Source organism: Williamsia muralis (assembly GCF_051487485.1).
Lineage (GTDB): Bacteria > Actinomycetota > Actinomycetes > Mycobacteriales > Mycobacteriaceae > Williamsia > Williamsia muralis_B.
Window position 1 is genome coordinate 33,154 of sequence record NZ_JAHVCV010000003.1, and the last position, 24,881, is coordinate 58,034.

The window sequence follows — 24,881 nt, forward strand, 5'->3', positions numbered from 1 at the left end:
CCAGAGGGACGAGTAGCAGAAAGCATTTAGGAAACGGTGATGAGTCCAGTAGCGATGGCTGATCCGATCTCGGCACAAGAAGCGGCCGAGCATCGCGATCGCGGCGAAGCAGTTGTAGTCGACATGCGGCCCCAGGTGGTCCGACACCAGGGCAGTCTGCCCGGGGCTGTGGTGGTGGAGCCGAGCGAGCTCGCCACCGCATTCAGCCCGGATTCCGACAAGCGAATACCTGCCATCCGCGGACTGGACACCGAAATCGACGTGGTCTCGGTCAATTCGCAAGCTGCGCGCATCGCCCAGCAGATCGCCGCGATGGGCTACACCAACGTCCACTATGTCGACGGTGGATTCAGGGCGCTGCAGTCGGCCCTCCCGCGCTGACCCGTCCGGTTTACATGCCACCGAGATCTGTCCGGGACAAACGACGCTCAAATTGTGAAGCTCGTGGCCGCAACGGGTAGCGTTCACGTGAACAAGAGTGTCAACCTGAGGCTGAACTCGAGGACGTGATGACCGAATCGGTGCCCGGCGACGACCGGCGTGCGCGAGTGCTGCGCCTGCTGCAGTTCCTGCACGAGCTGATTCGCGCCAAATCCACGGTCATCCGTGATGTGTCGGACCATGCCGCCACGGTCTGGCTCGGCGATGACCACGACATCCCGATCATCCGTGACGCCGCGGTCGGCCAGGTGATCGTGGAACTCTCCCGCGACAACGCGTTGCAGAACAGCGGATACGACGCGCTGGCCCAGGCAATCGACGAACTCGCCGAACGCCCCGAATCGCTTGAGCTTGTCATCGCATCTGGACTACTCGCCGTGCAGGCGCCGGTATCGATCCGGGAGCACCTTGTCACTCAGGCGGTCGTCGCCGAACACGATCACGCCGCGGGCATCATCCGGGTGACACTCGCGGGCGAATCGCAACCCGAGCTGCACGCGGGACACCTTCTCACCGGTGTCGACGGTTTTGACCTGGCTAATTCGGCCGATTTGGCCGAGCAACTCGCAACCACGCGGTCCCCGGTGGCCGATTCCATCGAGAAGTTCTTCACCAAGTGGCGTCGCGGGGTGGTCGACGACCCGGCTTCGGTCTCCATCGACCTCGCGCCCGCCCTGGTGCTGCGCCGCCGTGGCTCAGCACCGCTGCTCGACTACTACGAGGCGATGATGGCCGCCGTTCGCGACGAAAAGAACGACATCCCGATCGGACTGGCGCAGCTGGTCGAGCCTGTCGAAGCCTCCGAGCGTGTGCTGCGATTGCACGAGAGTGGCGCGATGTCGGCAGAGGAACTCGTCGAGGACGCTCTGTACCCGTTGCCGTCCAACGTCGAACAGCGCGACATCCTGGCTCAGCTGGGGCTCGACAGCGGTGTTGTGGTCGAGGGCCCACCCGGCACCGGCAAGACGCACACGATCGCCAACCTGATGTCTGCGCTGCTGGCCAAAGGGCAGCGCGTGTTGGTGGTCTCGGAGAAGGCTCAGGCGCTGCATGTCTTGCGGGACAAACTGCCCGCCGAATTGCAGGAACTCGCGGTATCCATCACCGATGTGACCAAGGACGGTTCGCAGTCGCTCATCGACAGCGTCGAAGCGATCGCGAACCGCAAGGGCAGTTTCCAGTCCCGGGTCGCGACGAGCGAGATCAAGAACGTGCGGTCCAAACGCGATCAGGCGAGAGCCAAGCGGGAGCAGATCCTTCGCGAGATCTGGCAACTGCGCGAGTCGGAGACCGAGAAGCACGAGTGGGTTGCCGCTGGGTACAGCGGGACGGCGGCCGAGATCGTCCGTCAGTGCAATGACGTTGCCGCGGAATATGATTGGCTGCCGGGGCCGTTGCACAGCGCCATCTCGCCGCTGGAACCGAGCGAGTTCGAACGGCTCCTGGACCTCCTCCGCAAACGTGGCAAGAACTGGTCTGACCGACTTGCCCAGCATCTGCCCGACCTCGACGACGTGCTGCCCGACACCGTCGAGCTCGAACGGATCTGCACGCGCGTCCGTGACCGTCCGTCGGAGGAAATGGTCGGCAGTGGTTCGCTACTGGCAATTCTGGCCGACGTCGACAGCGCCCGCCTGCTGCGGGTGAAGACTCGGTGCGACCGGCTCGGTGCCGCCGTCCGCGAGGTGCGCACCTTTCCGCCACATCTGCAGCAGATGGCCCAACGGCTGCTCTCTGGCGAGGCGTCGTACCTGTGGAACAGGGTGACGGCGCTGTCCGAGGTGATCGACGACGCGACCGAACGCGACAAGAGGATCGGCACCCACACGGTCGAGGCGACCGGCGCGAACACCGGTGACTCGTTGGTGTTCGAGAAAGCTGCCGACTACCTCGATGCGGGTGGTCAGTGGCGCGGTCGCTTCCGGAAGGCGCCCGAGCAGAAGGCGGTCGAAGAGCTGCCTGGACAGTACCTGGTGGACGGCCGGCCTCCGACCGACGCCGCGTCGATGCGCCTGGTCGCCGACCACCTCGGTGTACTGGACGCCGTCGCACGCGTACAGGCGATCCTTGCCGAGGTGAACGTACCGATGGACACCACCGGTACCCGTTCGGTGCAGCTCGGTCGACTCGTGCAGCTCGACGGTCAGCTCGCCTGGGTGTCCGAATTGCTCACCGGCCGCGACCAATTGGTCCGGGAACTCAACGCGATCAGTCCCGGGGGTCCGCGACCGAAGAGCATCGACGAAGTCGAGGAGGTCGCCCGGCAGGCCGGTGCCATCGCCGCAGCCAACGACGGCACATTGGCCCGTCGCGAACTCGACGACATCGCCCGAGCGCTCTCCACCGAGATCGAGAAGGGTCCCTCGCCGGAAGGCGATGCGCTTCTGGCCGCGGTGCGTGCCGCCGACCCCGACGCAATCCTGGAGACCCGTCGCGCCTGGCACACCGCGAGTGCCGAGCGGGAAAGTCAGGGCGCGCTGGATCTGCTGGAGCTTCGGCTCAAGCAGAAGGCGCCCGCTCTGGTCAAGCTCCTCGAGGAAACAGCCGACGACCCGGTCTGGGACGAGCGGCTGGCCGAGCTGGACGCGGCGTGGTCGTGGCGACGCGCTTATCAGTGGGCGCAGGACCGCAGCGACCCCCACCGGGAGACGCGGCTCGAAGCCGACCTCGACGAGGTCGAGGCAGACATCACCCACTTCACCGCCCGGCTCGCCGCCGCCTGTGCGTGGCGTGAATGTCTCGAGCACATGACGGTGAGTCAGGTGCAGGCACTGCAGTCCTACCGCGACCACATCACCAACATCGGCAAGGGTTCGGGTAAGCACGCCGAGCGGTTCAGGCTCGCGGCCCGATCCGCCATGGCGCAGGCACAGACCGCGGTCCCGGCGTGGATCATGCCGATCTCCCAGGTACTCAGTTCGGTTGCGCCGGCGCAGAATTCGTTCGACGTGGTCATCGTGGACGAAGCGAGCCAGGCGGACATATCGAGTTTGTTCCTGCTGTGGCTGGCGCCACGGGTGATCGTGGTGGGCGACGACCGCCAATGTGCACCCGGAGGTTTCGGCGGTTCCGGGATGGACGAGGTGTTCACCAAACTCGACACCTACCTGCCGGACATCCCGCAATACATGCGGGACAGCCTCACGCCGCGGTCGAGTTTGTTCTCGATGCTCCGGACGCGATTCGGCCATGTGGTCCGGCTTCGCGAACACTTCCGGTCGATGCCCGAGATCATCGAGTTCTCCAGTCGGCAGTTCTACCCCGATTCACCTCTGATCCCGGTTCGTCAGTTCGGCGCGGACCGCCTGCCGCCGTTGCGTACCCACTTCGTCGAAGGTGCACGCAGTTCGGGATCCAACTCGTCGTTGGTCAACGCCGACGAGGCCGGTGCATTGGTGGGACTGCTGGCCGGATGTATCGAGGACCCCCGGTACGACGGGATGTCATTCGGGGTGGTCGTGCTGCAGGGCCAACGTCAGGTGGAGCTGATCTCCCAGGCCCTTCGTGAGGCGCTGGATCCGCAGGTCTGGCGTCACCGCAATCTGCGCGTCGGAACACCCCCGGATTTCCAGGGCGACGAACGGCACGTCATCTTCTTGTCGATGGTGGTCTGTCCCGACACCAACGTGAACGCGTTGACGCGCAGCGAATCCCAGCGACGCATCAACGTCGCGGCGTCACGGGCCATGGAGCAACTCTGGCTTGTGCATTCTGTGCAACCCGATGACCTCAAGACCAACGATCTCCGGTACTCACTGCTGACCTACATGCAGAAAACCGAAGGCGCGCTGGTGGATCCGGTCCCAGTCAACGTCAGCACCACCTCTCGTACCGAACCCTTCGATTCGCTGTTCGAGCAGCAGATCTTTGTCGAACTGGTGGATCGCGGGTACTACGTGAACCCGAAGGTGGTGGTGAACAACCGCACGATCGATCTGGTGGTCACCGGTAGCGACGCAAGGCTGGCCGTGGAGTGCGACGGTGACGAGTTCACCAGCACCCCGGAGCAGGCCCGTGCAGACATGGAACGCGAACGCGAGCTCCGCCGGTGTGGGTGGCGTTTCTGGAGGGTGCGCGAGTCGGAGTATCTGCTCGACCCGGTACATGCTCTCGACGGTCTGTGGGAAGAGCTCGATCGGCGAGGGGTGCAGCCGAACTCGGTCGGTCCGGACTTGGCGGGCCAGGAATCTGCTGAGCCCTGGACGCCGGTGGCTTTGTCCGGCGCGGACTAGGAGTCGTCTGCGATCACACCCAGTAACGCGGGCAGTCCCACCGCCGCGGTTGTCTGAAGGAAATGAGTGACGTTGCGGCTCAACGGTGTTGGCGCAGGGTTGATCTCGATCACCGGAATCCCCGCTGCCAGAGCGCGTTCGGGGAGTGAAGCTGCCGGATACACCATGTTCGACGTGCCCACCACGATGAGGAGGTCGCAACCGGCGCTCGCGTCGGCTGCCCGCTCCCATGCGTCCTGGGGTAGTGACTCGCCGAACCAGACCACTCCGGGTCGGACGGGGGAGAGGCAGTTGGGGCAGATGGGCGGTTCCACCCGTAGGGTCTCGGTGGCACTGTCCGGATCGGCATCGGTACCGGCGTAGGGCAGTCCGCAATGCGAGCAGCGGGGTTCGAAAAGGCTGCCGTGCAGATGGGCGGTCACGTCGCTGCCGGCCCGTTCGTGTAGATCGTCGACGTTCTGGGTGACCACCATCACTGTTCTGTGCCGACCCCATTCGGCCACCGCGTGGTGCCCGGGATTGGGGAGCGCGCGCCGCACGAGATGGGCACGCCACTGATACCAGGCCCACACGAGAGCCGGGTCATCCGACCACGCTTCGGGGGTTGCGAGAGTGGTCGGATCGAAACGTTCCCAGAGGCCCGTTTCGGCGTCGCGGAACGTCGGCACATCACTCTCGGCGGACATGCCCGCCCCGGAGCACACGGTCACCCACTCGGCGCTGCGCACCAAGGCCACCAAATCGCTGTGCAGGTGGAGGTCACTCATCGGCGGCGTGGTCCTTCAGCTGTGCCCGCAAGATGGCCGCAGTGCCGGGCAGATCGTTGTCGCGCCTGGTGAGGAGGCCTTTTGCCAGCGTCAGCTTGTCTCCGTGGTGCCGCGGAACCACATGAAGATGGGAATGGAACACAGTCTGGAATGCGGCACGGCCATCGTTGACCAGCAAGTTCACGCCGTCGGCGGCAATGGTGGATGCGCGCTGAGCGGCTGCAACGAGTTGGCCCGCCCGGAACAGTTTGGCGCCCTGCTCCGGTGCGAGTTCCGACAGGTCAGCGGCATGACGCTTGGGTATGAGCAGTGTGTGGCCGGGCCGGACCGGGCGGATGTCGAGGAAGCCCAAGATGTCGGAGTCCTCGTAGACGACATGGGCCGGTGAGGTCCCAGCGACGATGGCGCAGAAAATGCACTCGTTCATGCGGCAAGCGTAGTGGGCGCGCAAGAGTCGGCCAATTTGAATGTAACAATTCCATAACGACTCAAATCGGTTGCTCAACGCTTGGGTGAGCGTTCGTTCGGGGCGTCTGAGCAGGCGTTTGGCGGCGAGGCGTCACGAAGTGGGAGTTCGGTGTTGCGGCGGCTCCGGGGGTTACTCGCCGGTATACCCGCGGGTCACCTCGAAACATGAGGAAAACCTCATTTTCGTGTGCAAACATGGTCATCGTGCGCATCAGGAGACCGCGGCATCGACGCCGCGCGTCCGGGGATGAAAAGGAGTGCGTCGCAGCGTGATTCGAAAATCGGATCACCGCGACCGCCAACGGGTGGACTCCAGACGTCCACGCGCCGCCACAGACATCGAGTGGCCGACGAAGACCTACCGCGGTGTCACGCCCGCCGACCGACGAACACCACAGCTACATGAGGGAGCCTCGTGACGATTCACCAGTTCCGCACCGGATCCGAAGAAAACTCAGCGTGGGCCGCGCGCCCCGACGGAATCCTGATCGACCGACTGCGAGAAGGTGAGCCGTACGCGGTCAGCTTCGGGGGACAAGGTGGACCCTGGCTGCCGATCCTTGCCGAACTGGTCATCGACGCAGACCTCGACCGCAGCATCGCCAACATCGTCGATGCCGCCGAGCGGCTCATCGAGCCGGTTGCCGACCGCCTCGCCGCGGTCCGGCCCGACGGCTTCCACCCACTCAGCTGGGTGCACGCACACAACGCCGAAGAATCCGTACCTGCCGACAATGCTCTCGCGGCGGCGCCGGTGTCGGTGCCTGGCATTCTGCTTGCTCAGTTGGCGGCCATCAGCGCCACTCGCAAGCAGGGACTCGATCTCGGCGAGCTGACCCCTGTCGCGGCGATCGGGCACTCGCAGGGCGTGCTGGGCACCGAGGCCATCAAGGCCGCAGCCGAAGACGGCGGTCTGGGTGACGGCGCACTATTGGCCGTTGCGCATCTCATCGGCGCAGCGGGTGCTTTCATCGCCCGTCGACGAGGCCTCACCTCCGACGCTGCCGGGAGCCCGATGCTGTCGGTCGCGCAGGTCGATCCGGCCCGCATCCAGACACTCGTCGACGACTACGCGTTGACGCTGCGCGAATCGGACCGTGAATCGGCGCCCGTGCTCTCGATCGTCAACGGACGACGCTCCGTGGTCCTCTCCGGAGCTCCCCGCCATCTGTCGGCGTTTGTCAGCCAGTGCGAGACGCTCGCCGCCGCAGAAGCCGCCGAACGCAAGAAGAAGACGACCGGCGGCACCGCCTTCGCGCCGGTCTTCGATCCGCTGTCGGTGTCGATCGCCTTCCACCATCCGGCGCTCGATGCCGCTTGCGATCTCGTCTCCGACTGGGCTGCCGTGTGCGGCATCGACCCCGTGGCCGCACGGCGACTCGCCGCGGCGGTGCTGGTCGACAAGGTCGACTGGGTCGATGCCCTCGACGACGTCGTCAGTGCCGGCGCCAAGTGGATCCTCGACCTGGGCCCCGGCGACGTCGCCACCCGGCTGAGCGTTCCCGTGGTCCGCGGGCAGGGCGTCGGCCTGATCTCGGTGAGCCAACGTGGTGGGCAGCGCAACCTGTTCGCGCCCGGAGGCATCCCCGATGTCCAGCGCCCGTGGAGCACTTACAGTCCCAAGATCGTTCAGCTTCCCAACGGTCGCCACGTGGTGGAGACCGCGTTCACCCGTCTCACCGGGCGATCGCCGATGCTTCTCGCCGGAATGACGCCGACAACGGTCGACCCCGCAATCGTCGCCGCGGCCGCCAATGCCGGGCACTGGGCCGAGCTGGCCGGTGGCGGACAGGTGACCGAGGGCATATTCGCCGACAACGTCGCCAAGCTGACCGAACTTCTCGAGCCGGGCCGTCAGGCGCAGTTCAACACACTCTTCCTCGACCCCTACCTGTGGAAGCTGCAGATCGGCGGCAAGCGCCTCGTGCAGAAGGCACGTGCAAACGGCGCGCCCATCGACGGTGTCATCGTCTCGGCTGGTATCCCGGAGCTCGACGAGGCCGTGGCGCTGGTGTCCGAACTCGCCGACGCTCAGATCCCGTACATCTCGTTCAAGCCCGGCACCATCGGACAGATCCGTTCGGTGATCCGCATTGCTGCCGAGGTACCGCACTACCCGGTGATCGTCCAGATCGAGGGGGGCCGCGCAGGAGGCCACCACTCCTGGGAGGATCTCGACGACCTCCTGCTGGCCACCTACGCCGAGCTGCGCGCCCGCCCCAACGTTGTAATCTGTGTCGGCGGCGGAATCGGAACAGCCGAGCGGGCCAGCGAATACCTCACCGGCGTCTGGTCAGCAGCCCACGACTACCCGCTCATGCCGCTCGACGGCATCCTGATCGGCACCGCCGCCATGGCCACCAAAGAGGCCACCACGTCGCCGGCGGTCAAAGAACTCCTGGTCAACACCCCGGGCTGCGACGAATGGATCGGCGCAGGTTACGCAACAGCCGGCATGGCCTCGGGCCGAAGCCAGCTCGGCGCCGACATCCACGAGGTCGACAACGCGGCGTCGCGATGTGGCCGACTGCTCGACGAGGTGGCCGGTGACGAAGAAGCCGTGCAGGCTCGTCGCGACGAGATCATCGAGGCGCTCACCGGAACCGCGAAGCCGTATTTCGGCGATGTGGCGCAGATGACCTACCGCCAGTGGCTCGAGCGTTATGTCGAACTCGCTGTCGGTGAGGCCGCCGGGGCGGCGACATGGGCCGACGTGACGTGGCGTCAGCGTTTCATCGAGATGCTGCAGCGCGCCGAAGCCCGCCTCAACGATGCCGACCGTGGTCAGATCCCGACGCTCTTCGGTCACACATCGGCCACCGACAATGCCGGCGCAGCCATCGATGCGCTGGTCGCGGTGTACCCGGCTGCCGACACCGACGTTCTGCACCCGGCCGACCTGATCTTCTTCCTCGACCTGTGCCGCACCCCCGGCAAGCCGGTCAACTTCGTCCCGGTCATCGACAAAGACGTGCGCCGCTGGTGGCGCAGCGACTCCCTGTGGCAGGCCCACGATCCGCGCTACGGCGCAGACGAGGTGTGCATCATCCCGGGGCCGGTCGCCGTCGCAGGCATCACCCGCGTCGACGAACCGGTCGGCGAGTTGCTCGACCGCTTCGAAGCCCAGGTGGTCACCGATCTCCACGGCATCGGCGTAGAGCCCTTGCCGGTCAGCGCGCGGCTCCGTGCGGGTCTGGTCGACGTGGAAGGCGTGCTCGGCACCGTTGTCGAGTCACTCAGCGTGCAGTGGTCCGGGCGCCTCGTCGCGAATCCCGTTGCGCTGCTGGGTGACCGGGATGCGTGGGAGTTCCCCTCCACCGAGCGTGGCGAGCACGAACCGACCGGGGCCGTCCTCGAGCGCACCTCCGACGGAGTTGTCCTGACCGTCCCGATCGGCAAGGCCACCGTTGCCATCCCGATGACCGTCGACGAGTCGATCCTCGACGGTGGGTCGCCCAAGGTCACCATCGAAGGCGCCGCAGGCGCCATGCGTCAGATCCTCGCGGTCGCAGCCGGTGGTTCCCTGGCGTCGGTAACGGATGGCGCCGCCACACGCACCATCACGTGGGACCCGGACCTGGTCGCCGACCATGCCGCGGTCACCGCGTACACCCTTCCCGAGCATCTGAGTGCTTCGGTCCCGCAAGGCGTCACCGGGTTCGCCAACCCCGACACGCTGGTCGGATTGTGCTGGCCCGCCGTCTTCAGTGTCATCGGATCAGCGACGACCCAGGCCGGCGAGCCTGTGGTCGAAGGCCTGCTCGATCTGGTCCACCTCGATCATGTTGCGTCCACCGTCGGTGAACTGCCGCGCGTGGCAACAGATTTGACGGTCACCGCAGCGCTGTCGGGTGTTGTCGACACCGACCTCGGCCGCGTGGTCACCGTGGTGGTCACCATCTCCGACGCCGAGCGCCAGATTGCCGAGATGACCGAACGGTTCGCCGTACGCGGACGCACCGGCGACGGCGAGTTGACCGATCCGAGCCGGGCCGGTGGTGCACTGAGCGCCAAGTCAGGCGAGGCGACCCGCAAGAAGATCCGCGAAGTCACCATCGCAACCCCGTCGCGGATGCACGGATTCGCCCTTGTCTCAGGCGATCACAACCCCATTCACACCGACATGTCGGCAGCGAAGATGGCCGGTCTGGGCAGCCCCATCGCTCACGGCATGTGGCTGTCTGCGGCCGCGCAGCACGTCGTGACCGCCACCGACGCCAAGAACCCCATCCCGGTACCTCGCGCACTGCTCGGCTGGACCGCTCGATTCCTGGGCATGGTTCGCCCGGGTGACGAGGTCACCATCCGCGTCGACCGCGTCGGTATGGACGCCGGCCGCGACGTCATCGAGGTCAGCGCGAAGGTCGGCGACCTGCTCGTGATGAACGCCACCGGCCTTCTCGCGCCTGCCAAGACCGTCTACGCGTTCCCCGGGCAGGGCATCCAGAGCAAGGGCATGGGACTCGACGCACGGACGCGCTCCAAGGCTGCCCGCAAGGTCTGGGATCGGGCGGACAAGCACACCAGGGATGCTCTCGGCTTCTCGATCCTGGCCGTGGTCCGCGACAACCCGACCACACTCTCGGCAGGCGGCACCACCTACCACCACCCCGACGGCGTGCTGTTCCTGACGCAGTTCACACAGGTGGCCATGGCCACTCTGGGCGTTGCGCAGATCGCCGAACTCAAGGAGTCGGGTGGTTTCGTCGAGAACGCCATCACCTGTGGTCACTCGGTGGGCGAGTACAACGCGCTCGCCGCGTGCGCCGGAGTGCTGCCCCTGGAGGCAGTCCTCGAGGTCGTGTTCCAGCGCGGCGAGGCCATGCACCACCTGGTCCCGCGAGATGCCAAGGGCCGCAGCGATTACCGCATGGCCGCGATCCGTCCGAGTCAGTTCGGACTGGCCGACGCCGACGTCATGGACTGGGTGTCCCAGGTCGGTGAACGCGCCGGTGAGTTCCTGGAGGTCGTGAACCTCAACCTGCTCGGCTCGCAATACGCGATCGCAGGCACGGTCCGAGGACTCGAGGTTCTCGAGGAGGAGATCGAAGAACTCCGTGCGAAGACGGGCGGCAAACGCTCGTTCATCCTGGTTCCCGGGATCGACGTCCCGTTCCACTCCACCGTGTTGCGTGCGGGTGTGCCCGACTTCCGGCATCGTCTGCAAGATCTGCTTCCCGAGCACATCGACCCCGACATCCTCGTGGGCCGCTACGTACCGAACCTCGTCCCACGCATGTTCAACCTGGGCCGCGACTTCGTCCAGGAGATCGCCGACCTGGTGCCGTCCGAACCGCTCGACGAGGTGCTGGCCGACTGGGATACCTGGAGTACCAAGCCCGGTGAGCTGACCCGCGTGTTGCTGATCGAGCTGCTCGCATGGCAGTTCGCCAGCCCGGTGCGCTGGATCGAAACACAGGATCTGCTGTTCACCCCGGTCGAGCGTGGCGGAGCCGGAGTGGAGCGGTTTGTCGAGGTCGGCGTGAAGTCTGCTCCCACACTCAGTGGCCTGGCCGGCAACACCCTCAAGCTCGACGACTACCTTCAGTCCGCCGTCCAGGTGCTCAACATCGAGCGTGACTCCGACGTCATCCTGGCGAAGGACAGCGCACCGGATGTCGAGGAAGACGAAGCACCTGCCGTCGACGAATCGGCTGCCGCTGCGGCGCCCGCTGCCGAAACAGCGGTCGCGGCACCGGCTCCCGTCGCTGCCCCCGCGGATTCGGGTCCCCGTCCCGAGGACATCTCGTTCGGCCCGTCCGACGCGGTCGACGCTGTCATCGCGCTGTGGACGAAGATCCGCATCGATCAGATCGGCGCTGCGGACACCATCGAGGCACTGTGTGACGGTGTGTCCTCCCGGCGCAACCAGCTGCTTCTCGACATCGGCGGCGAACTGGGCCTCGGTGCCATCGACGGCGCCGCAGAGGCCGAGATGCCCGCGCTCGCTTCGACGGTCAACGCACTGGCCCGCGGCTACAAGCCGCTCGGTTCGGTGCTCACCGACGCCGTCGGCGACCAGATCCGCAAGGTGTTCGGACCGGTTGGCAAGCGCGCGTCGTACATCGAAGACCGCGTCACCTCGGTGTGGCAACTCGGCCCCGGCTGGGCGCTACACACCAGTGTTGCAGTCGCTCTCGGTAGCCGCGACGGCGTCAGTGTCCGCGGCGGCGACCTGGGCGACCTGGTCTCGGAGGCGCCTTCGAACGCCGACGGTATCGACGCCCTCATCGATGCTGCGGTCGCGAAAGTCGGCTCCAACAAGGGCATCTCGGTGAGCAAGCCTGCCGTCGGCGGGGGCGGCGGAGGCGGAATGGTCGACGCTGCAGCTCTCGGAGAGCTCACCGAACAGTTCACCGGACGTACCGGTGCTCTGGCCTCGGCGGCGCAGACCATCCTGCAGAAGCTCGGCCTCGTGGACGAGCCGGAAACGGCCGCGCCTGCAGAGGACGGCACCGCCGTACTCGAACGCGTCAGCGCCGAACTGGGATCGGATTGGCTCCGTGTGGTGGCGCCGGCGTTCGACGAGCGCCGCGCCGTGCTCATCGACGACCGGTGGGCCAGCGCCCGCGAAGATCTCGCACGCATCTGGCTGGAAGACGAGCATCTGCTCGACAACGAGTTCTACGACATCAGCGCGCGGTTCGTCGGGGCCGGCGAGACCGTCTGCCATCAGGCCACCTGGTGGCAGGGCAAGGCCCTCGCCAACGGACACCAGGTCCATGCCCGCATCTACGCGCAGATCGCCCATGCGGCCGAGGATCCTCAGCCCGAGACCTACGCCGACGACGTCGCCGTGGTCACCGGCGCCAGCAAGGGATCGATCGCCGCAGCCGTGGTCGAACAGTTGCTCGCAGGTGGCGCCACCGTCGTCGCGACGACGTCGCGCCTGGACGACAGCCGGCTGGCTTTCTTCAAGGCGCTCTACCGGCGCAGTGCTCGCGGCGACGCGGCGCTCTGGGTGGTCCCGGCGAACCTGTCCTCCTACACCGACGTCGACGAACTGGTGGAGTGGATCGGTAGCGAGCAGACCGAGAACCTCGGTGGCAAGACCGGAGTCGTGAAGGCTGCCCTCAAGCCGACCCTGCTGTTCCCGTTCGCCGCACCTCGAGTCGCCGGTGACCTCACCGGCGCAGGCGGGCGCGCCGAACTTGAGATGAAGGTGCTGCTCTGGTCGGTCGAGCGCCTGATCGCCGGTCTCGGCGACATCGCCGCCGACCACCATCTGGCTGCCCGGCTACATGTGGTGCTGCCAGGCTCCCCGAACCGCGGGATGTTCGGTGGGGACGGTGCCTACGGGGAATCCAAGGCCGCTCTCGACGCGCTGGTCAAGCGATGGAGCGCCGAGGACTCGTGGAACTCCAAGGTCACCCTCGCCCATGCGCTGATCGGTTGGGTCACGGGCACCGGGCTGATGGGCCACAACGACGGGCTCGTCGAGGCCGTCGAGGCCGCAGGTGTGAAGACCTGGTCGACGCGCGAGATGGCCACCGAACTTCTCACGGCGGTGACGCCCGAGAGTCGGACCCAGGCCAGGACCGAGCCGTTGCAGCTCGACCTGACCGGTGGACTCGCCGACGCCACGCTCGACATGAAGGCGCTGGCACAGGCCCAGGCCGACGCGCTGGCAGCAGTGGACGAAGACGACGACACGGACGAACCGACGCTCGCCGCCCTGCCCGCGCCGGCACGGGCACCGGAGTCGACCACCCCCAGCTGGGGCAATGTCGATGCACGACCCGAAGACCTGGTCGTGATCGTCGGTGCCGGTGAACTCGGGCCCTACGGCAGCTCGCGTACCCGGTTCGAGATGGAGGTCGAAGACGAGCTGTCGGCGGCCGGTGTTCTCGAATTGGCTTGGAGCACAGGCCTGATCACGTGGGAAGCCACTCCGAAGCCGGGCTGGTACGACGCCGAGTCGGGTGATCCCGTGGCGGAATCGGAGATTGCCGATCGGTATCACGATGCCGTGGTCGAACGATGCGGAATCCGCCGGTACGCCGACGACGGCGACATGATCGACAACTCGTCGCCGCTGCTGACGTCGGTCTACCTCGACAACGATCTGACCTTCTCGGTGGCGTCGGAGGGGGAGGCACGCTCCTTCCTCTCGGCCGCACCGGACAAGACCAAGATCAAGGTCGACCCGGACAGTGGCGAATGGCAGGTGACACGTCAGGCAGGCACCGAGATCCGCGTACCGCGGCGATTCAAACTGACCCGCACCGTGGGCGGCCAGATCCCGACCGGATTCGATCCCACCCGCTGGGGTGTGTCGGCCGACATGGCCGAATCGATCGATCGGGTTGCGCTGTGGAACCTCATCGCCACCGTCGACGCCTTCCTCGCTTCCGGGTTCGAACCGTCGGAACTGATGCGGTGGGTGCACCCCGGCCTGGTCGCCAACACTCAGGGCACCGGCATGGGCGGCATGACGTCGATGCGTTCGCTGTACCTCGACACCTTCACCGGTGAGGCCAAGGCGAACGACATCCTGCAGGAGGCACTGCCGAACGTTGTTGCAGCGCACGTGGTCCAGTCGTACATCGGTAGCTACGGCGCGATGATCCACCCGGTGGCCGCCTGCGCCACCGCGGCGGTGTCGGTCGAAGAGGGTGTCGACAAGATCAAGTTGGGCAAGGCGTTGTTCGCGGTCGCCGGTGGGTTCGACGACCTCGGTATCGAGGGCATCGTCGGGTTCGGCGACATGTCGGCCACCGCCGAGACGGCCACGATGGAAGCCAAGGGCATCGATGCCCGCAGGTTCTCCCGCGCCAACGACCGTCGTCGCGGCGGATTCGTGGAGTCGCAGGGTGGCGGAACGATCCTGCTGGCCCGCGGTGACGTGGCGGCGGAGATGGGTCTGCCGGTTCTCGGTGTGGTCGGCTGGGCACAGAGCTTCGGTGACGGCGTACACACGTCGATCCCGGCTCCCGGCATCGGTGCACTCGGAGCCGCTCGCGGACACCAGGATTCGGGCATCGCCCGGTCGCTCCGCCAGCTCGGTGTCAGTCCGGACGACGTGGCTCTGGTGTCCAAGCACGACACCTCCACCAAGGCCAACGACCCCAACGAGGCGAACCTCCATGAGAGGCTCGCCGAGGCGATCGGTCGCAGCGACGGTGCGCCGTTGTTCGTGGTGTCGCAGAAGTCGCTGACCGGCCACTCCAAGGGCGGCGCGGCAGCCTTCCAGCTGATCGGTCTGTGCCAGGTGTTGCGCGACGGCGTCATCCCTCCCAACCGCAGTCTCGACTGCGTCGACGAGGTGATGGCCGAGCACAAGCATCTGGTGTGGCCGACCGAACCGTTGCGTTTCGGCGAGAGGTTTGCCCTCAAGGCCGGCCTCCTGACGAGCCTGGGCTTCGGGCACGTGTCCGGCCTCATCGCCGTGGTGCACCCGGAAGCCTTTGTGGCCTCGCTTGATCCGGCTGAACGTGAGCGTTACCGCGCTGCGGCAACCGAACGTGCGCGACTGGGGCAGCAGCGTCTGCTCGAGGCCATGTGCGGCGGCAAGCCCGCCTACCAGCGGCCGCCGAACCGCCGGTTCGACGACAGCTCGTACGAGGGCGATCAGGAAGCGGCAATGCTGCTCGACACGGAGGCTCGTCTGTCGACGAACGGAACCTACGGCGGATGACGGTCATCGGAGTGGGGATCGACCTCGTGTCGATCCCCGGCTTCGCCGAGCAGTTGAAACAGCCCGGCACCACATTCGCAGATCGGTTCACGGTGGGGGAGCGGCGTGATGCCGCCTCGGGTACCGGGGACGAGGCGAGGCATCTCGCTGCCCGATGGGCCGCGAAGGAAGCCGTGATCAAGGCGTGGTCGGTGAGTCGTTTCGCGCGCTCGCCCCTGCTCCCGCTGATCCGGCATGGCGACATCGAGGTCGTCACGGATGCCTGGGGTCGGCCGGCGATCCGGTTGGGCGGTGAGATCGGTACGCACCTGGCAGGAACGGTGGTGCACATCTCGCTGACCCATGACGGTGACATGGCGGGTGCGGTCGCGGTGATCGAAGAGGCTCCGCAGTCGCAGACTCAGTAGTTTCTGCGCCTGCGAATCACTTTGCGCTGCGGTTGTTTTCGGGATCCTCAAGGAGCATGTAGCGTCCCAGCATGCGCTTGAGTTCGGTGACCGTCGCGGAGTGGTTCTGACCTTCTTGCACCGAGAAGCTGAGCAGCGAGTACGCCGTGTGCACCAGGAGTTCGGACATCAAGGCGCGGCGCCTGCGGTCGGGGGTCAGTGGAGCGATGATCCGCGCGACCAGTTCCGCCAGCGCACGCTCGTGCACGGTGGCAGTGGCGCGAGTGGCGGGCGTCGACTGCACGGCGAGCCACACCGCGCGGCGGGACGGATCGTCGTGCCACAGCTGCGCCAGGTGGTCGATGAACTTCTCCAGTAGGCGAGGCCAGTCCAGAGACGGAACCTCCGCGGCGAATCTGGCCAGTTCGCTCTGTACCCCGGCAGCGTCTTCGCGATCGAGTTCACAGACCACGACGTACTTGTTCGCGAAGTACTGATAGAGCGTCCCGATCGGGACGTCGGCGCGCTGGGCGATGTGCTCACACGTCAGCGACTCGAAGCCCACCTCGATCAGCAGGTCGCGTGCAGCCGCCAGCATCGCGTCGAACCGCAGTTGGCTGCGTTGCTGTGTGGGCCGTTTGCGCGGAACCAGTGGTTCGGAACTGAGCAACCGAGAGACACCGGTCTTGAGGGCGCCGGAATCCCCGGTGCCGGTACCGGACTGCCGCTGGGCCATGGCCACAGGTCGCTTCGGCTAGACCGAGAGGTCGCGGCGAAGTTTCGCCACGTGCCCTGTGGCGCGCACATTATACTGTGCCACAGCGATTTTGCCTTCGGCATCCACCAGAAAGGTGGATCGGATCACCCCGGTGACGGTTTTGCCGTACATCTTCTTCTCACCGAACGCGCCCCAGGCCGTGAGGATTGCCTTGTCCGGGTCGGACAGAAGCGGGAACGTCAGCTCCTCGGCGTCGCGGAACTTGGCCAGCTTTGCGGGCTTGTCCGGAGATATGCCGATGACCTCAACACCCGCGTCATTGAGCTCGCCCAAGTTGTCACGGAAGTCGCAGGCCTGCTTGGTGCAGCCCGGTGTGCTGGCAGCGGGGTAGAAATAGACGATCACCTGACGTCCCCGATAGTCGTCGAGCGAGACGGTGTTCCCGTCGGCGTCCGGCAGGGAAAAGCCTGGGGCCTTGTCGCCCACTGCGAGTCGTGTGTTCTCAGTCATCGGGTTCAGGCTAGCCGAGGACGCAATTCGTGTGGCGGAACACTGGCAACCCGGACTGTGAACTACCGTAGAGCCCGAGAACTGACCGGCCGCTTCGCGCCTTCGTACAAGCGCGGGGAGTGGACTTCACCGATGGAGGACCTTGTGGGACGCGATACCGACGGCATCGAGCGCGAGATCGAACGGGCCCGCGACGAACTCGCCGAGACCCTGGACGCCCTGGCGACCCGTGCCAACCCCCAGCGGCTGGCCGAAGACGCCAAGGCCACTGCGCTCGTGACCCTCCAGAAGCCTGCGGTCGCGGGAACGCTGATCGCGGTCGGAGTCGTCGTGGTCGCGATCGTCATCAAGAAGATCGTCTCCTGAGTTACTGAGCGGCTTCAGTCGAGCGGTCGGGGCCCCGACCGCTCGACCGCGGCCGCTTCTCGATCCTCGCGTTGAGCGCGGTAGATCGAGTCCCCGCTCCGCAATACCAGCAGATAGGCGACGCCCACGGCGACCATCCCGCCGGGCAGTAGCGTGTAGCCACCGGTCATTTCGGCCACCATCAGCATCACTGCAACAGGCACTCGTGCGATGCTGCCGAAACAGGCCATCATCGCGACGATGACAAACGCCGCCGGAGCATCTGGGACACCAGGTGCGAAGGGCTCCAGCAGTCGCCACAGGGCAGCGCCGACGAATGCGCCGATCACCATGCCCGGACCGAAGATGCCGCCCGCACCCCCAGAACCGATCGACAACGATGTCGCGAGGATTTTGGCGAAGGGGAGTGCCAGCACCACCCATAGCGGCATCGAGGCCAGCGTCTGCGCGCTCATCGCTTCCTGCACCCAGCCGTACCCGCTGCCCAGTATCTCGGGCATCGCCAGGGCGAGCAGGCCCACCAGCAGACCGCCGATAGCGGGTTTGACGATCCGGTTGCCGGGCATGCGGGCGACGACACCGACCGTGCCGTAGAAGAAGCGGCTATACAGGATTCCCACGCCGCCCGCGAGGAGTCCGATCACGGCGAACCAGATGAGCTGGGTGGGTGTCTCGAATCTGTAGTCGTCGGCCACGAATCCGAAGAGTGGTTCGTAGCCCTCGAACGCGCCGAACACGCTGTAGGCGGTGACGGACGAGATCAACCCGGGAATGAGCGTCCGGTACTCGAAGTCGTTGCGGTACAGGATCGCTCCCGACAGCACCGCGCCACCCAGAGGTGCCCCGAAGATTGCCCCGATTCCAGATCCGATCCCGATCGCCACCGCGATTCGGCCATTGTCGTCGGTCAAATTCAGCCATCGCGTGAACAGCGACCCGAATCCCGCGGAAATCTGTGCTGCCGGTCCTTCCCGACCTGCAGAACCACCCGAACCGATGGTCAACGCGCTCGCAATCATCTTCACGCCCACCGCTCGCATCCGGATGCTGCGCGGACCGGAATGGACGGCCTCTATCGCGGCATCGGTGCCATGCCCTTCTGCCTCCGGTGCCAACCGTGCGACAAGAACAGCCGACGCAAGCGCGCCGCCGGCGACGACGAGAGGGATCGCCCAGGGGCGGCTGAAACTGTCCGAGCGGCTCGTGTCGCCGTCGCGCCCAGCCTGGGGAGGTTCGTAGCCGCCGAGGCCTTCCAGCAGTAATCGGCCGGCCAGCTCGAGCAATTCGAAGAAGACCAGCGCGCCGAGTCCGGCGACCACGCCGATAGAGATGCCCAGGACCAGCCATCGGACGGCATAGCTCGAGCGTTCCAGTCGGCTACCGATTCTGGCGCCGAGCGCTTCGACAGCAGCCCCTCGCGTCATTGGGATGACATTAATGGGAGAGCGTGTTCAGGTGTGACCGTTGACTATCGATCACGCGCCACCGGTCAGGTGGCTGTCGATCGATGGAATGATCTTTGGCCGCTGCGGCCCGAGCCGGAATTGAAGTGGTGCAGTCAATCCTAGAAGTGCGCCATCAGGGACTCGAACCCCGAACCCGCTGGTTTGGAGTCTTGCGGGCTGTCGATCAGGCCGTCGAGCTGGCACCGACCGGGTAGATGTGACTTCCCTCACCGTCAACCTGAGCGTTAGCATTGTTATTCAGGCGAATGATCGCGAAAGTCAGATTTGGGCAGTCGTCAAGTGATCGAATTGCCAGCCATGAGCACCCAATGGTCAACGTGGACAGACGGATTCGACGCCGAGATGAGAGCAGCCTCACGACCGGAGAGCACACGCAAGCTACGGCGGTATCACCTGCGCCGGCTTGCAGCGGAGCACCCAGGACGTGAGCCGAGCGACATCACGCGGGCCGATCTGGTCGAGTTCCTGGGGTCTCGGCCGTGGTCGGCGGAGACGCGGCGGTCCTACCGCGCCACCTATCGGCTGTTCTTCCGCTGGGCGCTGGCCGTCAACCTGATCGGCGTCGATCCGGCGGCCACGTTGCCGCCCATCACGCCCCCGCGTGGCGTCCCGAGGCCGGCACCCGACGATGCCGTGCGGGCGGCCATGCGGGCCTCTGGCGAGCGGGAGCAACTCATGGTCGAACTAATAGCAGACACGGGCATCCGGCGGTTTGAGTGCGCCAAGGCGCGCACCGAGCACGTGATACCCGACATTGACGGCGGCTGGTCGTTGTGGGTGCGCGGCAAGGGCGACCGGGAGCGGGCCGTACCGCTGCCCGATGTGCTCGCGGCCAGGATTCGCCGGATGGAGCGCGGTTACCTGTTCCCTGGCCAGATCGACGGCCACCTGTCAGCGCGCCGTGTGGGCGAGCTGGTGGCCGAGGCGCTACCGGGACGGTGGACCGCGCACACGTTGCGCCACAGGTACGCCACGCTGGCGTACCAGCGCACGGGAGACCTGCGGGCGGTTCAGGAACTCCTGGGCCACGCCAAGCCGGAGACGACGGCGCGGTACACGTTGGTGGCGCCGCCGACGCTGCGGGCGGTGGCGTCTACCGTGTGGGGCTCGGCCGCCTAGGCCGCTGGGTCGATCGACAGGTACGTCTCTGAGCCGGGGGAGAGCTGGCGGGAGGTGCTGCCCGTGGAGCCGCTGGATTGCTGGACTTCGGCGCGCACGCGGTCGCCTGGGTTGAACGTGTACGGGATGCTGCCGAACACGACGGTGCCGCCGGTCGATCCGGCCCACACCTGCACATCGTTAACCATGAGCCACCCGTACAGCGTGTACGTCGAGCCCGGCCGCTTCAGGTTCACGGTGATGGTGGACGGCCCACCGCCGGCAACCACGATCTCGTCGTTCACCACTTCGGTGCCCGGATAGAACTCGCTCGGCACCCACGGCGTGACGCGAGTGCGGGCACCGAGGTTCATCCTTGCGCCGAGGTTGACGAACGCCGGCGTGACGGCCGAGGACCACACTTGCGTGGGGCCGAGGTAGACCGCGACGGCCGGCGTCGAGCCGACATACACAGCGCTCGCGTTGAGCGCGCCGGGGCCGAAACTCATGCCGTCACTACGTAGACAGTGGTGGTGGGTTTGGTTGCCAGAGCGTCGAACTGGGCTTTGGTGCCGGTCCACAGGATGAGCTCAGAGGGAACGCCGGCTTGCGATCCTTGGACGCCGCCGGCGGGGCCGGCCGGTCCGGTGGCACCTGTCGCGCCGGTGTCACCCTTCGGTCCGGTGGGGCCGGCGGGGCCTTGGGGTCCGGTCGCGCCGGTGTCGCCCTTCGGGCCAGTGAGCCCGGTCGCGCCGGTGTCGCCCTTGGGGCCGGCCGGGCCGGTTGCGCCGGTGTCGCCCTTGGGGCCGGCGGGGCCAGTCTCACCGATCGGCCCCTGGGGGCCGACGGGGCCGCCGGCGGGGCCGGCCGGTCCGATGTCGCCGGTGTCGCCCTTGTCGCCCTTGGGGCCGGCGGGGCCGATCGGTCCGGTGTCGCCCTTGGGGCCGGTCGCGCCGGTATTGCCTTTGACGCCCTGGATGCCTTGCGCGCCGGTCGCGCCGGTGTCGCCCTTGGGGCCGGTGGGTCCGGTCGCGCCGGTGGGGCCGGCAACGCCCTGGGGGCCGGCCGCGCCGGTGTCACCCTTCGGGCCGGTGAGGCCGATCGGTCCGGGGGTGCCGGCGGGGCCAGCTGCGCCGGCGGGGCCGGTGTCGCCCTTGGGGCCTTTGAGTTCGCCCGAGGTGATGATGGTGTCGAGGCGGTTGGCCAGAGATTGGGTGATTTCCGAGATTCGCCACAGACCATCGGTGGTCAGCAGGTACGGAAGTTTCCATTTAGTCGTTGTTCCGGGCATTTGTTTGTCCTCTAATTCTGACCGTAGACGCCGCCGGCACCGACGTAATACAGATCAAACGGGGTGATGGATTTATCTATGTGCCACGTGTTCGGATTGCCGAGGGTGATCGATTGATTGATCGTGGCGCTGGTGACGGGCGTGTGGTTCGCGGCCAGCGGCATCGACGTGGGCGACAGGTTCATGGTGATATGCCATTTGCCGGCGACGTAGCGCACGATGCCGCCACAGGGGTGCCAGACCGGTGCGTAGTTCGTCGCGGCCGAGAACGGGGAGCCGGCGAGCACCACCATGCGGATGGTTTGGGCGGGCAGGGTCATCGACTCGAACGTCGGCCAGTCGGGAATGTCGCCGGTTTTGGTTGTGTCCCAAACAATTTGTGGATGCGTCGGCCGGGCACCGTCGCCCGATACCATTTTGCGAACGTCCTCGATCACCGGGTCGACATAGATGCCGTCGATAAACCAGCTGTCGAACACCAGGCGCGCCGGTGGGGTCTGGTTCTTTACGTTGACGTTGGTGGTGAAGTCGCCCGGAGGGTTGCCCGGTGCGTTAAACCACGTGCACGCGATATCGGTGATGTCTTGAATCATGTTGGATGACAACGAAATATCGCCAGCCACGTCGGCCGCGCCGATGTATCCGCCCGGATAGGGCTTGGTGTCGATCGGGTCTTCTTTGCCGGTGGGGTCGGTCCAGTTGGGCGGGTAGAGCCGGATACGGTTATCGCCCGTCGAGACACCGAACGTCAGGGAATAGGTGCCCCATTGCGAGCCGGTGGGGATTCGATTGATGACGTTTCGGTTTGGGTTGTACGCCCATTGATCGGCAAACGATTTATACAGTTCGTTCAGTGTGTCGAGTACCGATTTAGATTTGACGTCGACCGCTTTCACCTGGCCGGTTTTGAATCGGTCCTCGAAATAGAATTGGCGAATGCCGACCGGGGCGGCCTGGTTGCGCAACCTGACCGCCCGCTCTTGCATATTTTCCTGCGGCAGTACGCCGGCATACCAATTGATTTGCCCGAGGAACGCCGAGCGATCGCCGGCCTGGACCTGGACCAGAAACCCGTCTGTCATGCCGGCGGCGGTGCGCCGGCGGGCGGCCCGCACGTCCACGTTGGTGGTGAACCCTTGGAAGATGTAGCGCACGCCGGCGTCGTTGCCGCCACGGTCGTAGCCGACCAGGACACCGCGCCGGATCGCGGTCTGGTTCACCACCTTCCCGAGCCACACACCGGGGGCCGGCTCCCACATGGTGAACGTGAGCACGGTCGGGTCGGGCTGGGTCCACTGATCGTCGCGGCCCCACTCGATCGACAGTTCGTTGATCAGGGTCGGCCGGTCGGACGGAAACACCGTGCGGCCCTGGTCGTCAGTCGTGGTCGCGGTCGACAGGTACGCACCATCGCACAGGATCCACGGGGCCGGATTCACCATGACGGCCTCACAGCCGGATCGCCGGGGTGATGCCCCGGGTTTGGTTGTTGCGGGACAGAGCGCCGCGCACAGCGCCGGCAACGGCCTGCGGGTCGGCCACGCCGGTGCCGTCGACGTTGATGTGGGTGGACTGGTCCACGTAGATGGCACCGCCCGAGCCGGCGGCGCGGGTCGCGGCGGCGGTCATGCCGGCACCGGGTGTGTACGCGGCGGCGATGAATCCTGTTCCGCCGGTGGTGATCGTCGGGGCCAGCGCCGAGGCGTCGAACATGCTCGTGAGCCATCCGGGCGGACTCGGAAAGTCGATGCTACTGATCGCGCTGATGAGCGAGTTCACCCAGCCGATCACGGTCTGGATCGCGGATATGAACGGGTTGAGGGCGGTGGCGGCGGTGCTGCCCACGGCAGACACAACCGTGCCGAACGTGCGAATGAGCGCACTGACCACCGACACGCTGATGGACAGTTGGCCGGCGAGCAGGCCGGCCAACATCCCGATCACGCCGGCGGCGGCCGAGATGAGCGGGGTCAGCTGAGTGATCACGTCGACAAACACCGGCATCAGATCGGTGGCGACCTGGGCCAGCGGCGGCACCAACGGGATAAGCGCGGCGACGATCGACAGGATCGCGGCCACCAGGGTCGGGATGATCGGGATGATCGCCTGGATCAGGGCATTGAACACCGGCAGTAGCGCTTGGGCGAGCTGGGCGAACGGCGGGATGAGCGGGATGACCGCGTTGACCACCTGTAGAAATGCGTCGGCAATGATCGGCAGCAGCGGGGCCAGGGCGTTGATCTGGTTCACCAAAACGGTGGCGAGGATTTCGGCGATCTGACCGAGCACCGGGGCCAGGGCTTGCAGCGCGGTGTTGATGGCCGGCATGGCGGCGGCGAGCGCACCGGAGAGGGCTTCGGCGATCGAGGCCAGCGCCGGCGCGACGGCCGAGGCGGCCGAGGCCAGGGCACCACCGATGATCGCGGCCAGCTCGGCGATCGGCCCGACGAGGGGGGCGACGGCGGCGATGATGTCAGCGAACGCCTGACCGATCGGTCCGATGGCCGGCGCGAGCGCGTTCACGGCGGTCACGAGTGCGCCGCCGACCACTTCGGCGACCTGGGTCAGCGGGCCGGTGAGACTGGTGACGACGGGGCCGAGCGCGGCCAGGACCGTTCCCAGGGTGTTACCGAGAGAGGCGGCGAGTTGACCCACCAGGCCGATGAGTGGACCGATGAGCGCGCCGAGCCCGTCGAGGGTGTGGGCGAACGCGGCCATGATGTCCGCAACGGGCAGCTCTGCGAGCGCGCCGGTGATCGACTGGATCAGGTAGCCAAACGATGAGCCGACAGCGGCGGCCTGACTGGCGGCCTGGGCACCGAAGCTGATCAAGTCTTGGGTAGCCATCTTCAGAGGCGGGCCGAGCGCAGCAAAGAACTGGCCCGACCCTTCCGTGAGAGCGATCAGTCCGGCTTGCGAGCTGGTCGCGCCGGCGACGACTTCGGAGAACATCGACGAGAATCCGGTTGCGGCCGATTGCAGCGCCGGGGTGAGCGCGTCGAGTAGGCCGCCGAGCTGTTCGAACGCCGGGGCCATCTCTCGAGCGAAGGTGCCAGAGACCGCCTCTTTGGCTCGATCGAGCGCGGGCGTCATGGCCGAGGCGGCCTGTTTGATGCCGTCGAATCCCAGGGCCACCGCGCCCAGGGCCGGCAAAGCGAGCATGCCGATGCCGGCCAGGCCGATGCCGAGCTGGCCGACCGCGCCGCCGGCGACGGCGGCCACCGACATGATGGCCGACCCGACGCCGGAGATCTTGCTGACCGTGCGGCCGAGCCGGTTGGTCAGCCGGTCGGCGTCACCGGCGGCGCGGGTGAATCCGCGGCTGTCGGCGTCGCTGATGATCCGAACGCGCAGGATTGCCGTCGAGCCGGTGCCAGCCATCGGTGTAACTCCTTGTCAGTCAGGTACTTTCGGCCCGTTCGCGGAGTACGTCGAGCATGGTGGCAACCATCACGTCGTCCTCTTCGAGCAGGGCCGCCGGCGCGATGCCGGTGGCTATGG

General features: G+C 66.4%; 15 protein-coding genes. 6 read left to right on the top strand and 9 right to left on the bottom strand.

Going from position 1 to position 24,881, the window contains the following annotated elements; genetic code table 11:
* Window positions 1-39: 39 nt before the first annotated feature.
* Both KXR83_RS08525 and KXR83_RS08530 read left to right on the top strand, forming a co-directional pair.
* Window positions 40-381, top strand: a complete 342-nt coding sequence (locus tag KXR83_RS08525) for a rhodanese-like domain-containing protein (protein ID WP_062801248.1) — start codon at window positions 40-42, stop codon at window positions 379-381.
* Between the two features lie 128 nt (window positions 382-509).
* Window positions 510-4,673 (top strand): AAA domain-containing protein, encoded by a 4,164-nt coding sequence (locus tag KXR83_RS08530; RefSeq protein WP_437424500.1) that lies wholly within the window; start codon window positions 510-512, stop codon window positions 4,671-4,673.
* Here KXR83_RS08530 and KXR83_RS08535 read toward each other — a convergent pair.
* Both KXR83_RS08535 and KXR83_RS08540 read right to left on the bottom strand, forming a co-directional pair.
* Window positions 4,670-5,440 carry an SIR2 family NAD-dependent protein deacylase gene (locus KXR83_RS08535; RefSeq protein ID WP_437424501.1) on the bottom strand — a complete coding sequence of 257 codons (771 nt, stop codon included), beginning with the start codon at window positions 5,438-5,440 and terminating at the stop codon, window positions 4,670-4,672. The two genes, KXR83_RS08530 and KXR83_RS08535, sit on opposite strands and share 4 nt — an antisense overlap.
* Window positions 5,433-5,867, bottom strand: coding sequence for an HIT family protein (locus tag KXR83_RS08540; RefSeq protein WP_437424502.1), 435 nt, complete (start codon window positions 5,865-5,867; stop codon window positions 5,433-5,435). The genes KXR83_RS08535 and KXR83_RS08540 overlap by 8 nt, the downstream gene beginning before the upstream one ends.
* A 456-nt stretch (window positions 5,868-6,323) precedes the next feature.
* Between KXR83_RS08540 and KXR83_RS08545 the strand changes: the two genes are divergently transcribed.
* Window positions 6,324-15,545, top strand: a complete 9,222-nt coding sequence (locus KXR83_RS08545) for a fatty acid synthase subunit beta domain-containing protein (RefSeq protein WP_437424503.1) — start codon at window positions 6,324-6,326, stop codon at window positions 15,543-15,545.
* A complete protein-coding gene (gene acpS / locus KXR83_RS08550; RefSeq protein ID WP_062797664.1) occupies window positions 15,542-15,952 on the top strand; it encodes a holo-ACP synthase AcpS in 411 nt (136 codons plus the stop codon). The genes KXR83_RS08545 and acpS overlap by 4 nt, the downstream gene beginning before the upstream one ends.
* 16 nt (window positions 15,953-15,968) lie before the next feature.
* On the opposite strand, the gene KXR83_RS08555 is transcribed toward acpS, so the two are convergent.
* On the bottom strand, window positions 15,969-16,667 hold the full coding sequence (locus tag KXR83_RS08555) for a TetR/AcrR family transcriptional regulator (protein WP_437424504.1): 699 nt from the start codon (window positions 16,665-16,667) through the stop codon (window positions 15,969-15,971).
* 18 nt (window positions 16,668-16,685) lie between these two features.
* Complete coding sequence (gene bcp / locus KXR83_RS08560; protein ID WP_437424505.1) at window positions 16,686-17,159, bottom strand: thioredoxin-dependent thiol peroxidase; 474 nt, start codon at window positions 17,157-17,159, stop codon at window positions 16,686-16,688.
* A gap of 144 nt (window positions 17,160-17,303) precedes the next feature.
* On the opposite strand from bcp, the gene KXR83_RS08565 reads away from it, so the two are divergent.
* The gene (locus KXR83_RS08565; protein WP_437424926.1) at window positions 17,304-17,525 is read left to right on the top strand and encodes a DUF3618 domain-containing protein; all 222 of its coding nucleotides are present in this window, start codon (window positions 17,304-17,306) and stop codon (window positions 17,523-17,525) included.
* Between the two features lie 14 nt (window positions 17,526-17,539).
* Here the strand turns inward: KXR83_RS08565 and KXR83_RS08570 are convergent, their stop codons facing one another.
* A complete protein-coding gene (locus KXR83_RS08570; protein ID WP_437424506.1) occupies window positions 17,540-18,949 on the bottom strand; it encodes a chloride channel protein in 1,410 nt (469 codons plus the stop codon).
* Window positions 18,950-19,288: 339 nt separating this feature from the next.
* Here KXR83_RS08570 and KXR83_RS08575 point away from each other — a divergent pair, with 339 nt between their 5' ends.
* Complete coding sequence (locus tag KXR83_RS08575) at window positions 19,289-20,110, top strand: tyrosine-type recombinase/integrase (RefSeq protein ID WP_437424507.1); 822 nt, start codon at window positions 19,289-19,291, stop codon at window positions 20,108-20,110.
* On the opposite strand, the gene KXR83_RS08580 is transcribed toward KXR83_RS08575, so the two are convergent.
* Genes KXR83_RS08580 through KXR83_RS08595 form a run of 4 tightly spaced genes read right to left on the bottom strand, consistent with a single transcriptional unit; the run spans window position 20,107 to window position 24,761 of the window.
* A complete protein-coding gene (locus tag KXR83_RS08580) occupies window positions 20,107-20,598 on the bottom strand; it encodes a hypothetical protein (RefSeq protein ID WP_437424508.1) in 492 nt (163 codons plus the stop codon). The genes KXR83_RS08575 and KXR83_RS08580 overlap by 4 nt on opposite strands.
* A complete protein-coding gene (locus tag KXR83_RS08585; protein WP_437424509.1) occupies window positions 20,595-21,380 on the bottom strand; it encodes a phage upper tail fiber protein in 786 nt (261 codons plus the stop codon). Before KXR83_RS08585 ends, KXR83_RS08580 begins: the two co-directional genes overlap by 4 nt.
* Before the next feature lie 11 nt (window positions 21,381-21,391).
* A complete protein-coding gene (locus tag KXR83_RS08590) occupies window positions 21,392-22,822 on the bottom strand; it encodes a hypothetical protein (RefSeq protein ID WP_437424510.1) in 1,431 nt (476 codons plus the stop codon).
* 7 nt (window positions 22,823-22,829) lie between these two features.
* Window positions 22,830-24,761 (bottom strand): hypothetical protein, encoded by a 1,932-nt coding sequence (locus KXR83_RS08595; protein ID WP_437424511.1) that lies wholly within the window; start codon window positions 24,759-24,761, stop codon window positions 22,830-22,832.
* Between the last annotated feature and the right edge of the window lie 120 nt (window positions 24,762-24,881).

Coding starts and splice junctions, on each gene's coding strand:
- KXR83_RS08555 (WP_437424504.1), bottom strand. CDS start 16,667: ATGGCCCAGCGGCAGTCCGGTACCGGCACCGGGGATTCCGGCGCCCTC.
- bcp (WP_437424505.1), bottom strand. CDS start 17,159: ATGACTGAGAACACACGACTCGCAGTGGGCGACAAGGCCCCAGGCTTT.
- KXR83_RS08525 (WP_062801248.1), top strand. CDS start 40: ATGAGTCCAGTAGCGATGGCTGATCCGATCTCGGCACAAGAAGCGGCC.
- acpS (WP_062797664.1), top strand. CDS start 15,542: ATGACGGTCATCGGAGTGGGGATCGACCTCGTGTCGATCCCCGGCTTC.
- KXR83_RS08595 (WP_437424511.1), bottom strand. CDS start 24,761: ATGGCTGGCACCGGCTCGACGGCAATCCTGCGCGTTCGGATCATCAGC.
- KXR83_RS08540 (WP_437424502.1), bottom strand. CDS start 5,867: ATGAACGAGTGCATTTTCTGCGCCATCGTCGCTGGGACCTCACCGGCC.
- KXR83_RS08580 (WP_437424508.1), bottom strand. CDS start 20,598: ATGAGTTTCGGCCCCGGCGCGCTCAACGCGAGCGCTGTGTATGTCGGC.
- KXR83_RS08570 (WP_437424506.1), bottom strand. CDS start 18,949: ATGACGCGAGGGGCTGCTGTCGAAGCGCTCGGCGCCAGAATCGGTAGC.
- KXR83_RS08590 (WP_437424510.1), bottom strand. CDS start 22,822: ATGGTGAATCCGGCCCCGTGGATCCTGTGCGATGGTGCGTACCTGTCG.
- KXR83_RS08585 (WP_437424509.1), bottom strand. CDS start 21,380: ATGCCCGGAACAACGACTAAATGGAAACTTCCGTACCTGCTGACCACC.
- KXR83_RS08530 (WP_437424500.1), top strand. CDS start 510: ATGACCGAATCGGTGCCCGGCGACGACCGGCGTGCGCGAGTGCTGCGC.
- KXR83_RS08535 (WP_437424501.1), bottom strand. CDS start 5,440: ATGAGTGACCTCCACCTGCACAGCGATTTGGTGGCCTTGGTGCGCAGC.
- KXR83_RS08575 (WP_437424507.1), top strand. CDS start 19,289: ATGAGCACCCAATGGTCAACGTGGACAGACGGATTCGACGCCGAGATG.